The sequence below is a fragment of the Sphingomonas sp. BL-S-29 genome (assembly GCF_055521495.1).
In genome coordinates, this window is the sequence record NZ_CM145482.1 from 2,990,581 (window position 1) to 3,004,591 (window position 14,011).

11 protein-coding genes are annotated in these 14,011 nt (G+C 64.3%); 5 read left to right on the forward strand and 6 right to left on the reverse strand.

The genetic code is table 11. The annotated features are described in order from the left end of the window. Window positions 1-12: 12 nt before the first annotated feature. A complete protein-coding gene (locus ACZ1I2_RS14315; protein WP_465176793.1) occupies window positions 13-588 on the reverse strand; it encodes a CC0125/CC1285 family lipoprotein in 576 nt (191 codons plus the stop codon). A gap of 204 nt (window positions 589-792) precedes the next feature. Here ACZ1I2_RS14315 and ACZ1I2_RS14320 point away from each other — a divergent pair, with 204 nt between their 5' ends. Together ACZ1I2_RS14320 and ACZ1I2_RS14325 are read left to right on the forward strand one after the other, a co-directional pair. Further along, a complete protein-coding gene (locus ACZ1I2_RS14320; RefSeq protein ID WP_465176792.1) occupies window positions 793-1,146 on the forward strand; it encodes an ArsR/SmtB family transcription factor in 354 nt (117 codons plus the stop codon). Continuing rightward, window positions 1,143-1,598 (forward strand): SRPBCC family protein, encoded by a 456-nt coding sequence (locus ACZ1I2_RS14325; protein ID WP_465173469.1) that lies wholly within the window; start codon window positions 1,143-1,145, stop codon window positions 1,596-1,598. The genes ACZ1I2_RS14320 and ACZ1I2_RS14325 overlap by 4 nt, the downstream gene beginning before the upstream one ends. 21 nt (window positions 1,599-1,619) lie before the next feature. On the opposite strand, the gene ACZ1I2_RS14330 is transcribed toward ACZ1I2_RS14325, so the two are convergent. The 5 genes from ACZ1I2_RS14330 to ACZ1I2_RS14350 all read right to left on the reverse strand — a co-directional run bounded on the left by ACZ1I2_RS14330 (window position 1,620) and on the right by ACZ1I2_RS14350 (window position 8,811). Continuing rightward, a complete protein-coding gene (locus ACZ1I2_RS14330; RefSeq protein WP_465173468.1) occupies window positions 1,620-2,825 on the reverse strand; it encodes a hybrid sensor histidine kinase/response regulator in 1,206 nt (401 codons plus the stop codon). Further along, on the reverse strand, window positions 2,822-3,397 hold the full coding sequence (locus ACZ1I2_RS14335) for a chemotaxis protein CheB (protein WP_465176791.1): 576 nt from the start codon (window positions 3,395-3,397) through the stop codon (window positions 2,822-2,824). Before ACZ1I2_RS14335 ends, ACZ1I2_RS14330 begins: the two co-directional genes overlap by 4 nt. Next, entirely contained in the window at window positions 3,394-4,218 is an 825-nt protein-coding gene (locus ACZ1I2_RS14340; RefSeq protein WP_465176790.1) for a CheR family methyltransferase, read from the reverse strand. Before ACZ1I2_RS14340 ends, ACZ1I2_RS14335 begins: the two co-directional genes overlap by 4 nt. 8 nt (window positions 4,219-4,226) lie before the next feature. Continuing rightward, the gene (locus ACZ1I2_RS14345) at window positions 4,227-7,664 is read right to left on the reverse strand and encodes a response regulator (protein WP_465176789.1); all 3,438 of its coding nucleotides are present in this window, start codon (window positions 7,662-7,664) and stop codon (window positions 4,227-4,229) included. Between the two features lie 166 nt (window positions 7,665-7,830). Beyond that, the gene (locus tag ACZ1I2_RS14350; RefSeq protein ID WP_465176788.1) at window positions 7,831-8,811 is read right to left on the reverse strand and encodes a LysR family transcriptional regulator; all 981 of its coding nucleotides are present in this window, start codon (window positions 8,809-8,811) and stop codon (window positions 7,831-7,833) included. A gap of 188 nt (window positions 8,812-8,999) precedes the next feature. Between ACZ1I2_RS14350 and ACZ1I2_RS14355 the strand changes: the two genes are divergently transcribed. From ACZ1I2_RS14355 to ACZ1I2_RS14365, 3 genes are read left to right on the forward strand one after another with little or no spacing between them, the layout of a single operon-like run. Continuing rightward, entirely contained in the window at window positions 9,000-11,507 is a 2,508-nt protein-coding gene (locus ACZ1I2_RS14355) for a GcvT family protein (protein ID WP_465176787.1), read from the forward strand. Between the two features lie 5 nt (window positions 11,508-11,512). Then, window positions 11,513-12,760 (forward strand): aromatic ring-hydroxylating oxygenase subunit alpha, encoded by a 1,248-nt coding sequence (locus ACZ1I2_RS14360; protein ID WP_465176786.1) that lies wholly within the window; start codon window positions 11,513-11,515, stop codon window positions 12,758-12,760. After that, window positions 12,757-14,010 carry a sarcosine oxidase subunit beta family protein gene (locus ACZ1I2_RS14365; RefSeq protein ID WP_465176785.1) on the forward strand — a complete coding sequence of 418 codons (1,254 nt, stop codon included), beginning with the start codon at window positions 12,757-12,759 and terminating at the stop codon, window positions 14,008-14,010. The genes ACZ1I2_RS14360 and ACZ1I2_RS14365 overlap by 4 nt, the downstream gene beginning before the upstream one ends. Window position 14,011: the final 1 nt, after the last annotated feature.

Here is a 14,011-nt window from a genome sequence, read left to right on the forward strand (position 1 = left end):
GGAGCCTTTCTTTTATTTGGGCATCACGATCGACGGACCGAGGTTGTTCATCACCTCGCGCGCGTCAAAGGCGCGGACATTGTCACGCGGCTTGGGGCCTCGGCCGAGCACGATCTCGGCATTGGCCTCATATTTGTCGACCGTGTTGATATCCACGCTGCGGTCCCAGAAGGGATCGCCCCAGAACGGATCCCAGCTGCGCCAGCCAAAGCCGCGGCCGCGATAGCGCCAGCTCGGTCCCCAATAGCCATACGGTCCGGGGCCGAAAGCGCTCGGCGTGGTGTAGGTGCGGGTGCGCCGGTCGGTGTCGCGATCGGCCAGGATGAAATAGTCATACCCATGTTGCACCGTCAGCTCGGCCGACCGGTAGAGCAGATACCGCTCGACCGTGTCGCGCGAGGTGTAGCTGTTGCCGGCGAAGCTCACCATGTAGCGGTTGGCCTCGATCATCCGGTCGCTATAGCCCGCGCGCGCGAAGCCCGTGCCGGTCGCCGGGCGATAGGCCGTTTCGGTGGCGCAGCCCGCCGTCATCAAGGTTGCGGCAGCCAGCGCTGCGACAAGGGCGGCCCGCGAGATTCCTGTCTTCATGTCTTCCTCCAGCACGTTCCGATGCGACAAAGCGTGCTGCATCGGCCGTCAGATGTGGAACGTACGACTCAGCCCAAGTGTCCGTGACAAATACGTAAGTATGCCGTCATGGACGCAGTGGTCCGGCGCCGCTGATTCCTGTCGAGAAGACGTTGCGGCAGCGTCACGCCCGTAAAACCTAGCCATTGAGCTAAGCGATGGTGCATGATACTTAGCCTTATGGAACAGTATCACGACCAGCTGAACGGGGTTTTCCAGGCTTTGGCCGATCCTACCCGCCGCGCGGTGCTCGGGCGGCTGGGCAGGGGGCCTGCCAGCATCAGCGAACTGGCGCAGCCCTTCGATATGGCGCTGCCGTCCTTCATGAAACACATCCACCTGCTCGAGAAGAGCGGCTGGATCCGCACCCGCAAACAGGGCCGGGTGCGCACCTGTTCGATCGAGAAGGCGACCTTCGCCGCGATCGACGACTGGCTCGCCGATCAGCGCGCCCTTTGGGAGGAACGCACCGACCGGCTCGAACAGTTCGTCACCAGTATTGAGGAGAAACCGCAATGAACCCCGACCTCGACCTGACCATCTCCCGCATCATCAAGGCGCCGCGCGCTGCGCTGTGGAATGCCTGGACCGATCCGGCGAAGTTCGCGCAGTGGTGGATCCCGGCGCCGACGCTGTGCAAGGTCGTGGCGATGGACCTGCGCCCCGGCGGCGCGTTCACCACCTTGATGAGCGAGGATGGCGGAGATTTCGTGCCGCATCTCGACGCCTGCTTCCTCGCGGTGGACGAGATGGAGCGGATCGTCTTCACCAACTGCCTGCTCGGCGGATGGCGGCCGGCCGAACGCGGTTTCATGAGCGCCGTCATCACCTTCAGGGACCATCCCGAGGGCACCGACTATCACGCCCATGCGATGCACAAGAACCGGGCCGACCGGGATACCCATGAGAAGCTGGGCTTCCATGACGGATGGGGCACCGTCGCGGCGCAGCTGGCGCGACTGGTGGAATAAGGCTTCAGCGCACGCCGGCCATCATATCTCCGCCGTTGCAAGATCGCTCGTCCCATCCGCATCGCGGCGGGGCAGCGTTGCGGGATCGTCGCTGAGCGGGAGCCTGACGCAGAACATGCTGCCCTTGCCCTCGCCATCGCTCTTCACCTCGATCGATCCGTGGTGAAGGGCAATGATCTGGCGGACCAGCGCGAGGCCGATACCGAGGCCGCCGGCGGCCTGTTTCCGATGATCCTCCACCTGGGTGAAGATCTGGAAGATCCGGGACTGCATGTCGACCGGGATGCCGATGCCGTTGTCGCTTACCCTGATCTCGACAGAGCCGTCCGCGCAGCGTGCAGTGAGCGAGACGGCGCCGCCGGCCGGGGTGTATTTGGCCGCGTTGTTCAGCAGATTGGCCACCACCTGGGCGATCCGGGTGTGGTCCGCGTCGATCCATACCGGCTCCGATGGCAGATCGACGGTGAAGCTGTGCTGCGCGGCATCGAGGTTGAGCTGGCTCGCCTCGATCGCTGACCGCAGGACCGTGTTCAGCTCGATCCGTTCCTTGCGGAGCGAGATCTTCCCCTCGCTGATTCGCGATATGTCGAGCAGATCCTCGACCAGCCGGGAGAGATGGAAAAGCTGGCGCTCCATCTGCTCGCGAATGGCGTCGGCCTGGTCGGACGATGCCGCACGCTTCTTCAGCAGATGCAGGCCCGCGCCGAGCGCGGCGACCGGGTTGCGCAGCTCATGCGCCAGGACGGCAAGGAACTCGTCCTTGTGCCGATCGGCGTTCCTGAGCGCCTGTGATGCTTCCTTCAACTCGTCGCGTTGCGCGGCGATCTGCCCGCGCTGGCGATACAGGTCGAAGAAGATGGTCGCCTTGCTGCGCAGGATATCGGCTTCGATCGGCTTCTGGATGAAGTCGACCGCGCCCGCTTCATAGCCACGAAAGCGGCGCTGGTTATCGGCGCTTCCCGCGGTCACGAAGATGATCGGAATATGGCGCGTCCGTTCGTTCCCGCGCATGAACTCGGCGAGCTCGAACCCGTTCATGCCCGGCATCTGCACATCGAGCAACGCGAGCGCGACATCATGGCGCAGCAGCAGTTCCAGCGCTTCGTCGCCCGATCGCGCCTTGAGCAAGACGAGACCCTCACGACCGAGCAGGGCCTCCAGCGAGAGAAGGTTTTCCTCGAGATCGTCGACGAGAAGACAATGCACCGGGCCCATTACGCTCGTCATACCGCACATTCTTTCACCAGATAGTCCGCGATCGCGGTAAGCGGCATGGCGCGTGCCGTGGCGCATTCGTTCAGGGCTGCCATCGGCATGGTGTTCACATAAGCCGATAACGGGTCTTCGACGAGCGCGGTTCCGCCTGCGTCCGCGACCGCCTTCAGGCCCTTTGCGCCGTCTTCATTGGCACCGGTCAGAACGATGCCGACAAGCGCCGGGCCGAAGGCATCGGCAGCGCTCTCGAACAGGACGTCGATCGAAGGGCGCGAATACAGGACCAGATCGTCGGTTGATAGCGACAGCGTGCCCTCGGCCTCGACCAGAAGGTGATAATCGGGTGGCGCGAAATAGATCACGCCACCAAGGGCAGGCTCCTTGTCCTCGGCCTCGCGCACCACCATCCGGCATTTGGCCTGGAACAAGGGCGCAAGCATGTTTTTGCGGTCAGGCGGAATATGCACCACGATCAGGATCGGTAGCGGATAATCGGCGGGGAGTGCCGGCAGGATGTGCGACAACGCCTCGACCGCGCCCGCCGACGCCCCGATCACGATCGCACGTGCGGCAACATCGCTCATGGCTCGCGCCTTTGGTAGATCTTCTCCTCGCGGACGAATTCGCCAAAGGCAGCGGCATGCGCGGAAAAGCGCAGGCTCTCCTTCGAGCCCAGCCCGAGGAACCCGTTTCGCGGCAGGGAGTCGCGGAACAGGCCGATGGCCCGATCCTGCAATTCGCGATCGAAATAGATCAGGACGTTGCGGCACGAGATCAGGTGCATCTCGGCAAAGACGGCGTCGGTGACGAGACTGTGATCCGAAAACACCACCCGGTCGCGCAGGGTCTTGTCGAACGCAGCACCTCCATAAGCGCTGCTGTAATAGTCGGAGAGCGACGATTTGCCGCCCGACAGCCGATGATTTTCCGTGAACGCCTTGATCCGGTCGAGCGAATAAATGCCCTTCGATGCGGTATCCAGCGCGTCCTGGTTGATGTCGGTCGCATAGAAGATCGTGCGCTCTTCAAGCCCTTCCTCACGGAACAGGATGACGAGCGAATACAGCTCCTCCCCGCCGCTGCATCCTGCGATCCATATCCTGAGCGATGGATAGGTGCGCAGATGCGGCACGATCTTTTCGCGGATCGCCCGGAAATAGGCGGGATCGCGAAACATCTCGCTGACCTGGATGGTGAGATAGTTCAGCAGGCGCGGCAGCATCGCTTCGTCGTGCAGAAGCCGTTCCTGCATCGCGGAGAAATTGGCGAATCCCATCTGCGTGCGCGCCTGACGCAGGCGCCGCTTGATCGACGCCTGCGCATAGTGCCGGAAATCATAATGGTAGCGCTGATACAGCGCCTCCAGCAGCAGCCGGAATTCGATATCCTCGGTCTCGTTGGGCATGAGCGGGCCTATCGCGGCATCCAGACCCGGACGAGCGAGAGCAGCTTGTCCACGTCCAGCGGCTTGGCCATGTAATCGCTCGCACCCGCCTCGATGCAGCGCTCCTGATCGTCGGGCATCGCCTTGGCGGTCAGCGAGATGATCGGGAGCTTCTTCCACCGCGCATCCTTCCGGATCTCGCGCGTCGCGGTAAGGCCGTCCATTACCGGCATCATCACGTCCATCAGCACCAGGTCGATCGCGTTTCCGCCGTCCGCGGCGGATTTCTCCAGCGCGTCGATCGCTTCCCGGCCGTTGCGGGCAATCTCGACCAGCGCGCCGCGCGGCTCGAGGATATTGGTCAGCGAATAGACATTGCGGACGTCATCCTCGACGATGAGAATGCGCCGTCCCTCGAGGATCGCATCGCGATTATGCGCCTTCTGGATCATCTTCTGCTGCTCGGGCGACAGCTCGGTCACCACCTGGTGCAGGAACAGCGAGACTTCGTCGAGCAGCCGCTCCGGCGAGCGGGCGCCCTTGATGATGATCGAATCCGAATAGCGGCGCAGGCGCTGCTCGTCGTCCGCCGACAGGTCGTGCCCGGTATAGACGATCACGGGCGGGAAGCTGTGTGCGCCGTCCTCGCTCAGCTTCTCGAGCAACGCAAAGCCCGACGAATCCGGCAGGGTGAGATCAAGGACCATACAGTCGAACGTCTCTTCCTGCAGGCGCTGGAGGCATTCGGCGGCGGTGCGCGCGCCCACGGTTTCGACCACCCCTGAGGCGAGCAGCCTGCTGACGGCGTCGAGCTGTACCGGATCGTCCTCGACGATCAGGACTCGGCGGACCGTGCGCGCAAGCTTCGAGGACAGCGCCTCGAGAACATCGACCAGTTCCTCGCGCTTCACCGGCTTGACGAGATAGCCGATCGCACCGAGCGACAACGCGGTCTGGCTATGGTCGCTGCCGGAGACGACATGGATCGGGATGTGCCGCGTCTCGACGTCGCGCTTCAGCCGGTCGAGCACGGCAAGGCCCGACTGGTCTGGCAGACCGACATCGAGCACCACGGCGCTCGGCTTGAATTGCCGGGCTAGGTGCAGGGCTTCTTCAGCGGTGCCGGCGACGAGGCATTGGAAGCCCATCTCGTGCGACAGGTCGCGGACGATCCCGGCAAAGCTCGGATCGTCCTCTACCACGAGCAGGACCCGGTTCGATCCGGCAAGCGTGTCGCGATCGTCCTCGACCCTGCGCGGGAGCTTCGCCGCTTTGGGCGGGTTGGCCGGTGCCGAAGCGGCGGAAGCCTCGCGTGGCGCGGGCACGCGCTCGTCCCGCGGCGCCACCATCGCCGGATCGTACGCCAGAGGCAGCGTGAGGGTGAAGCTGCTGCCCTCGCCCGGCGTGCTGGCGAGCGCGATGCTGCCGCCAAGCAGGCGTGCCAGCTCACGCGAGATCGACAGGCCGAGGCCGGTGCCGCCATATTTACGGCTGATCGTGCCGTCGGCCTGGCGGAAAGCATCGAAGATGTCGCGTTGCTGCTCTTCCGCGATGCCGATCCCTGAATCCGTGACGGCGAAGGCGACGCGTTCACCGTCGAGACAGTCGATGGAGAAACGTACGCTGCCTTGCTCAGTGAATTTGAAGGCGTTGGACAACAGGTTCTTGAGGACTTGTTCGAGACGCTGTCGATCGGTGTCGATCGTGGTCGGGCAATGCGCCGCGACCGCAATGTCGAACTGCAAGCCCCGCTCGCCGGCGATCGGCTGGAACATCTGCCGCATGTCAGTCGCCAGCCGCTCCAGCGCCACCGTTTCCGGCCGCACCTCGATATGGCCAGCCTCGATCTTGGAGAGATCGAGAATGTCGTTGATCAGCGACAGCAGGTCGTTGCCCGAGGACTGGATGGTCCGGGCATATTTGACCTGCTCCTCGGACAGATTGTCGTTCGGATTGTCGCCGAGCAGCTTGGACAGGATGAGCAGCGAATTGAGCGGCGTCCGGAGCTCGTGCGACATGTTGGCGAGGAAGTCGGATTTGTAGCGGCTCGCCTGCTCCAGCTCGCGCGCCTTCAGTTCGACCGCGGCGCTCGACCGCGTCAGGTCGTCGCGCTGCGCTTCGAGGAGCTGGGCCTGCTCCTCGAGCTGGGCGTTGGTCTGTTCGAGCTCGACCTGCTGCTGCTCCAGCCGGACCTGGGATTCCTTGAGCGCGCGGCCCTGCTCCTCGAGCTCTTCGTTCGAAACCCGCAGCTCCTCGCTCTGCACCTGCAGTTCTTCGGACTGGCGCTGCGTTTCTTCGAGCAAATTCTGCAATTCGGTCCGGATGCGCGCCGAGCGCAGCGCCACGCCGATCGATCCGGACACCTGTTCGAGAAAGGTGAGTGCATGCTCGCCGACCGGATGCAGGAAGCCGAGTTCGATCACGCCGTGCACCACATCGTCGGCGACCGCCGGCGAGATCGTCAGATGGCGCGGCTTGTCCTGGCCGAGTGCCGAACCGATGGTCAGATAGCCATCGGGAATGTCGCTCAGCATGGTCGGCACGCGGTCGGCCGCCACGCGGCCCAACAGGCCTTCCTTGAGCGAGAAACGATCGACGATCTTCGCATCCGCCGGCACGCCGTCGACCGCGATGCGGCGATAATGGGCTCCCTCGCCGCCAAAGACGGCGCCGCCCTGCGCGCCGAGGAAACTCGTCAGGAAGGTGAGGATATTCTCGCCCAGCTGCTCGGTCGCCTGGTCGCCCAGCATGGCGGAGGCAAGGCTGGCCTGGCCGGTCTGCAACCATTGCTGCCGTTCGCGCGCAATGGAGGCGCGGCGGATGAGGAAACCGATAACGAGCGTCAGCAGGACGCCGAGCAGGCCCGACAGCACGCCGCTGACCCATGCCGTGCGGTAGGCAGCGGCCATTTCGTCGATCCGGATCTGGCGCAGCCGGCTCTCTTCCTGCTGCATGAGATCGAGCTCGGCGCGGATCGCGTCCATCTCGATCTTGCCGCGATCGCTCGTCACGATCGCGAGGGCGGGGACGAGACCGGCATTCTGGCGCAGATCGATGGTCCGTTTCAGCTCGGCGAGCTTGGCGGCGATATGGCGCCGCAACGTGGCGATCCGCACCTGCTGCGAGTCATTGTCCCGGGTGAGCGACATGATGTTGGTGAGTTCGGGCGCCACACGCGCCCGGGCGTCTTCATAGGGCGCCAGATATTTCTCGTTACCGGTGAGCAGATAGCCGCGCTGACCGGTCTCCGCATCCTGTACGGTCGAAAGCAGATCATAGAGCGACGTAATCACGTCATGCGAGTGCCGGATCTTCGTATCGTCTTCGCGCAACACGTTGATGTTGGAATAGGCGATCGCGCCGCTGATCAGGAAGAACAGGATCACGATGGCGAGGCCCACCACCACGCGCGCGTCCATCCCGGGTTTCGGCGCCGTCGGGGCGCGCGCGATCGTAAGCGAAGTCATTCACGTCTCTGAGCTGGAGTGGTCCTCAACCGGCCTATCGCCGATCCGCAATCGAATCAAAGGCATAACGATTAACGTCCATCAGGGCGCAAGCCGATCGCGGCCACCGGGGCGTGCACGCGGCGACCGGGTCGTTTTTCCGTGGCGTGGGGCACTTGACCGGCACCTAGGGCGACGGATCTTCGGTTTCGGACGGCCAGTGCAATGCCGCGCTTATCCAGGGCAGCTCCTCCGAAAGTCGCTTGAGCCGGCCGTTCCGAAGGCTTTCGCGCGACAGCGCGGCGATGTCGCGCGGGAGCGCGCCGAACTCGCCGCGCCGAACCAGGAGCTGGACATGGCGCCGGAATTGCGCGCGGCGCATCGGCGCTGCCTGAAGCGCCGGCAGGAGGTCGATATGGCTTGCAAGGCACAACGGCGTGGTGATGCTCCAGCCGACGCCGGCGGCGACCGCGGAAAGCTGCTGCATCGTCGAATCCACTTCGACGATATTCGGCAGTTTGAGCCGGAGCCGCGTCATCTGGCGCTCGATCCGCTGGCCCATTGCCGACAGCAGCGAATAGCGGACGAACGGCATGCCGGCGAGCGCCTCGATCGGGTCGAGCGGGCCGGGGTGATCGGCCGGGGCGATCAGGATGAAATCCTCGGTCATGATCGGGAAATGCTCGATGTCCTCGACCTCTTCGAGCTGGCTGCTGCCGGTTATCAGCATGTCCAGCTTGCGGGCGAGGAAGTCGTGGTGCTGCAGCATCGAAATGCCGGATCGCAATTTCCATTGATGCGCGCGCGGCCCCATCTCCTTCAGGAGCGGTGCGGTCAAATGATTGGCCATGCTTTCCGCCATGGCGATGGTGACGCAATCGACCACGCGTTCGCCGCCCTCGCGGACCTGGCGCGCCAGGCCGCGCGCCGTGGCGACGAGGGTCACGCCGTCGCGCAGCAGGACCTTCCCGCTGGGGGTAAGCGCGAGCGGCCGCATCGCGCGATCGAACAGGCGCACGCCCAACGCGGCCTCGAGCTTCGAGATGGTTTGCGACACGGCGGACTGAGTCATGCCGAGATGCCGCGCCGTCTGGGTCATGCCGCCGAGTTCGGCGGTGAGGACGAACACCTCGATCGAATTCAGTTCATATCCGGGCGGCAGCTTCATGATCTCAGGCAGGTCCTCGCACGATCGACGTCAGCATGCCCGCCATGTCCCGGCCCGTCGAGCGGGGGAGCATAGCCTCGGCGGCCGTTGGATAAGCAACACTAATCTCGCATATCAGGCCATCGCCCCTGAAAAGGAAGGCCGACGACCGGAACACCCGCATTTCCTCAGCGATCGGAAAACATGCCTTGAAAACACATGCTCGTGTCGTGGTGATCGGTGGTGGCGTCGTCGGGGTATCGACGCTGTATCACCTGGCGAAGCTGGGCTGGTCCGACGTCATGCTGATCGAGCGCAAGGAACTGACTTCGGGGTCGACCTGGCACGCCGCAGGGCTGCTGCCGCTGTTCAACCTGAGCTATTCGGTCGGCAAGATGCACCAATATTCGGTCGGCTTCTATCCGACGCTTGAGGCCGAGACGGGGCTCAATGTCGGCTTCTCCAACGTGTCGAACATCCGCCTTGCCTGCACCCCGGACCGGCTCGACGAATATCTCTATTATGCCGGGGTCGCGCGCACGATCGGCGTCGATGTCGACATGCTCACGCCGGACGACGTGAAGGCGTTGTGGCCGCTGGCCGATATGACCGGCGTGATCGCGGCGATCCGCCACCCCGCCGACGGCTATATCCAGCCCGCTGACCTCACCCAGGCGCTGGCCAAGGGCGCGCGCCAGCTTGGCGCGGAGATCAACCGCAACACCGTGGTGACCGCGATCGCGCAACAGCCGGACGGCTCATGGCTGGTCTCGACCGACCAGGGCGATGTCCTGTGCGAGCATGTCGTCTCCGCGAGCGGCAATTTCGCGCGCGGGACCGGCGCCATGGTGGGGCTCGACATTCCGGTGATCCCGGTCGAGCATCAATATCTGGTCACCGAGCAGCATCCCGCGATCATGGAACGCAAGCGGGCCGGCCTTCCCGAGATGGGCGTGCTGCGGGAATCCGACGCCAGCTATTATATGCGCGAGGAAGCGGGCGGCCTTCTCCTCGGCCCTTATGAGGTCGGTGCGCCGGTCTGCTATCCCGAAGGACCTTCGGCCGAGTCCGAATATGAATTGTTCCCGGAGGATCTGGAGCGGCTCGAGCCGCATATCCTGGCGGCGATCGCCCGCGTGCCCGCATTCGGCGAAGTCGGCATCAAGCGCGTCTATAATGGCGCGATCGCCTATACCCCGGACGGCGGCCCGATCGTCGGCCCGGCGCCGGGGCTCAGGAATTTTTGGCTGAACGAAGGCCATAGCTTCGGCATCACCGCGGCGGGCGGGGCAGGGTGGCAGCTCGCGCACTGGATCGTCGACGGCGAGCCGACGATCGACATGATGGGCGTCGATCCGCGTCGCTTCGGCGATTATGCCGGCAAGGGTTATCTCACCGCCAAGAATGAGGAGGCCTATGCCAAGGTCTTCACCGTACATTATCCGGACGAGGAGCGCGAGGGCGCGCGCGGCCTGCGCCGCACGCCCTGCTATGACCGGATGAAGGAAAAGGGCGCGGTGTTCGGGACCGTTTTCGGATGGGAGCGGCCGAACTGGTTCGCGCCCCCCGGCTATGAGCTGAGCGCGGATGACCTGGTCCGGCCCGACGTCCTGCTCAACCGCAACTATCCGGTGCCGCAAGGCGATGCGCCGATCCGCGAACAATGGTCGTTCCGCCGCTCGAACTACTTCGAGCATGTCGGGAATGAATGCCGCCATGTCACTGAAAAGGCGGGGCTGCTCGACATGAGCGCCTTCGCGAAATGCGAGATTTCCGGGCCCGGCGCGGAAGCATGGCTCGACGGGTTGCTGACGAACGCGGCGCCGAAAAAGATCGGGCGCGTCACCTTGTCGTACCTGCTGACCGCGCGGGGCGGGGTGCGCAGCGAGTTCACCGTCTACAAACAGGGGCCGCAGCGTTTCTACCTGGTGTCGGCCGGGGCCTATGAGAAACACGATCATGACTATCTGAAAAAGGCGATGCCGCGGGACGGCTCGGTCGCGTTCGAGCGGCTGACGACGGCAATGGGGGTGCTCGTCCTGGCTGGCCCCAGGTCTCGCGAGATCCTGGCCAAGGTGACCGGGACCGACCTGTCGAGCGCCGCCTTCCCCTGGCTCACGGGCAAGACCATCAGCATCGGGGTAGCGCCGGTCGAGGCGCTGCGCGTGAATTTCGTCGGCGAACTGGGCTGGGAGATTCACCACCCGATCGAGATGCAAAACTACATCTTCGACCTGCTGTTCGAGGCGGGCGGGGACGATCTCAAGCCATTCGGCATTCGCGCGATGGATTCGATGCGACTGGAGAAGGGCTACAAGCTGATCCCGCGCGAGCTTTCGGTCGAATATTCAGCCTATGAGAGTGGCCTGGCGCGTTTCATCGGCACGAAGAAGCCGGACTTTTTCGGCCGCGCGGCGCTGTTGGCGCGGCGCGACGCCGGGGAGCCGAACGCGCTCGTCACGCTGGAAGTGCACGGCGTGACCGACGCGGACGCGCGCGGCGCGGAACCGATCCTTGTCGGCGACGAACTGGTCGGGCGCGCCACGTCGGGCGGCTATGGCTGGCGGACGGGCAAGTCGCTGGCGCTGGCGATGGTCAGGCCGGATCTCGCCGAGGCGGGCAGGGACCTGGATATCGTCATCCTGGGCAAACGCCACCGCGCCACCGTGATCGCGGATTCGCCGTTCGATCCCGAGAATGACCGGCTGAGGAGCTGATCCTCATGTCCGGCTATGAGAATATCGCATCGCTGCTCGAACAGGATCGCCCCGGTTATACCCTGCCGCAGCAGCTCTATGTCGGGCGCGAGGCGTTCGAGTTCGACATGCAGGTCATGCTGAAATCGGTGTGGCTCTACGCCTGCACCGTCGCGCATGTGAAAAAGCCCGGCGACTATTACCTGTTCGACCTCGCCAACAACTCGATCATCATCGTTCGCGGCCGCGACGGCGAGGTTCGCGCCTTTTACAACAGCTGTCGTCATCGCGGCGCCCGCATCTGCTCGGCGCCATCGGGCAGCGCGCCGCGGCTGATGTGCCCCTATCATATGTGGACCTATGGTCTCGACGGCCGGCTTCTCGCCGCGCGCGACATGCCCGAGGATTTCGACAAGCAGCTATTCGGCCTGACGCCGGTGGCGCTCGAAAATATCGGCGGCCTGATCTTCCTCTGCCTCAGCGACACACCGCCGCCGATCGACCGGGTCAAGGCGGATATCGCGGCGCAGATCGGCATGTACGATCTCGAGCATTGCAAGGTGGCGGTCCAGGACGATCTGATCGAGGACGCCAACTGGAAGCTCGTGATGGAGAATAATCGCGAATGCTATCACTGCGACGGCAACCATCCCGAACTGACCTCGTGCCTTGGGTCGAGCGGTTTCGGCAAGGGCCTGCCCGAAGACGCGGTCCTAGACGCCGACGACCTTGCCTCGCAGGCACGGATCGCGGCCGAGCGTGAGGAGTGGCGGCGGCTCGGCATCTATCACGACCTGATCGAGTTTCCCGGCGACTGGTGGCACCGCGTCGCCCGGCTGCCGCTCGCCAATGGGGCAGTAAGCCAGACGGTGGACGGGAAGATCGCCAGCACGAAGCTGCTCGGCCCGTTCACGGAGCCGAATACGTCGAGCCTTTCGGTCTGGACTCAGCCCAATAGCTGGCACCATTTCTGCTGCGACCATATCGTCACCTTCTCGTTGACGCCGCTTGCGCCCGACAAGACGCTGCTGCGGACCAGCTGGCTGGTGCGGGAGGATGCGGAGGAAGGCGTGGATTACGACCCGGCCAATCTGACCGCGGTCTGGCGCGCGACCAACCGCCAGGACAGCCATCTCTGCGCGATCAACCATCTGGGGATCATGACCGACGGCTATCGCCAGGGCCCTTACTCGCGCGAAGAGAAGCTGGTGGGCAATTTCAAGAGCTTCTATCTTGATCGGGCGCGCGCCGCGCTGGGGGCAAGGGGCGCGTGATCCGGTATAATGTCGCGACGCTGGTCGCCAAGGCGATCGGCCATCACAAGAGCTGGCCGGTGCAGTTTCCGGACGCCGCGCCAAAGCCCGCTTATGATGCCGTGATCGTGGGCGCCGGCGGGCATGGCCTGGGCGCTGCCTATTATCTCGCGAAGAAGCACGGCATCACCAATGTCGCGGTGATCGAAAAGGGCTGGCTGGGCGGCGGCAATACCGGCCGGAACACCACGATCATCCGCTCTAATTACCTTTATGACGAGAGCGCGCATCTCTACGACCATGCGGTCAAGCTGTGGGACGGGCTGTCCGCCGAGCTCAATTACAACGTCATGTATTCGAAGCGTGGCGTGATGATGCTCGCCCACAACGTCCATGACGTGCAGAGTTTCAAGCGGCACATTCATTCGAACCGGCTGAACGGCGTCGACAATGAATGGCTCACGCCGGAACAGGCGCAAGCCTATTGCCCGCCGCTGTCGATCGATCCGGGCGCGCGGCACCCGGTGCTCGGCGCGGCCCTGCAGCGGCGCGGCGGCACCGCCCGGCACGATTCCGTTGCCTGGGGCTATGCCCGGGCGGCCTCGGCGCTCGGGGTCGATATCATCCAGAATTGCGCCGTCACCGGCATCCGGCGCGGCGCCGACGGGGCGGTCGAGGGCGTGGAGACCGAGCGCGGTTTCATTGCCACGAAAAAGATCGGCGTGTCGGCCGCCGGCAACAGCTCGGTGGTGATGGAGATGGCGGGGTTGCGCTTCCCGCTCGAGAGCTTCCCGCTCCAGGCGCTGGTATCCGAACCGGTTAAGCCCTTTTTCCCCTGCGTCGTCATGTCCAACACGGTGCACGCCTATATGAGCCAGTCGGACAAGGGCGAGCTGGTGATCGGTGCCGGCACGGATGCCTATGTCAGCTATTCGCAGCGCGGCGCGATGCACATCGTCGAGCACACGCTGGCGGCGATCTGCGAGATATTCCCGGTCGTCCGGCGCATGCAGATGCTGCGCAACTGGGGCGGGATCGTCGATGTGACGCCCGATCGATCGCCGATCCTAGGCAAGACTCCGGTGAAGGGTCTGTACGTCAATTGCGGCTGGGGCACGGGCGGCTTCAAGGCGACTCCGGGCGCGGCGGACCTGCTCGCCTGGACGATCGCGAAGGATGAACCGCACCCGATCAATGCGCCTTTCAACCTCGAGCGCTTCCGGTCCGGGCAGCTGATCGACGAAGCGGCCGCCGCCGCGGTGGCGCACTGAG

Bases quoted from the DNA above. Each gene is read 5' to 3' on its own strand.
- ACZ1I2_RS14315 (WP_465176793.1), bottom strand. From the start codon at position 588: ATGAAGACAGGAATCTCGCGGGCCGCCCTTGTCGCAGCGCTGGCTGCC.
- ACZ1I2_RS14320 (WP_465176792.1), top strand. From the start codon at position 793: ATGATACTTAGCCTTATGGAACAGTATCACGACCAGCTGAACGGGGTT.
- ACZ1I2_RS14325 (WP_465173469.1), top strand. From the start codon at position 1,143: ATGAACCCCGACCTCGACCTGACCATCTCCCGCATCATCAAGGCGCCG.
- ACZ1I2_RS14330 (WP_465173468.1), bottom strand. From the start codon at position 2,825: ATGACGAGCGTAATGGGCCCGGTGCATTGTCTTCTCGTCGACGATCTC.
- ACZ1I2_RS14335 (WP_465176791.1), bottom strand. From the start codon at position 3,397: ATGAGCGATGTTGCCGCACGTGCGATCGTGATCGGGGCGTCGGCGGGC.
- ACZ1I2_RS14340 (WP_465176790.1), bottom strand. From the start codon at position 4,218: ATGCCCAACGAGACCGAGGATATCGAATTCCGGCTGCTGCTGGAGGCG.
- ACZ1I2_RS14345 (WP_465176789.1), bottom strand. From the start codon at position 7,664: ATGACTTCGCTTACGATCGCGCGCGCCCCGACGGCGCCGAAACCCGGG.
- ACZ1I2_RS14350 (WP_465176788.1), bottom strand. From the start codon at position 8,811: ATGAAGCTGCCGCCCGGATATGAACTGAATTCGATCGAGGTGTTCGTC.
- ACZ1I2_RS14360 (WP_465176786.1), top strand. From the start codon at position 11,513: ATGTCCGGCTATGAGAATATCGCATCGCTGCTCGAACAGGATCGCCCC.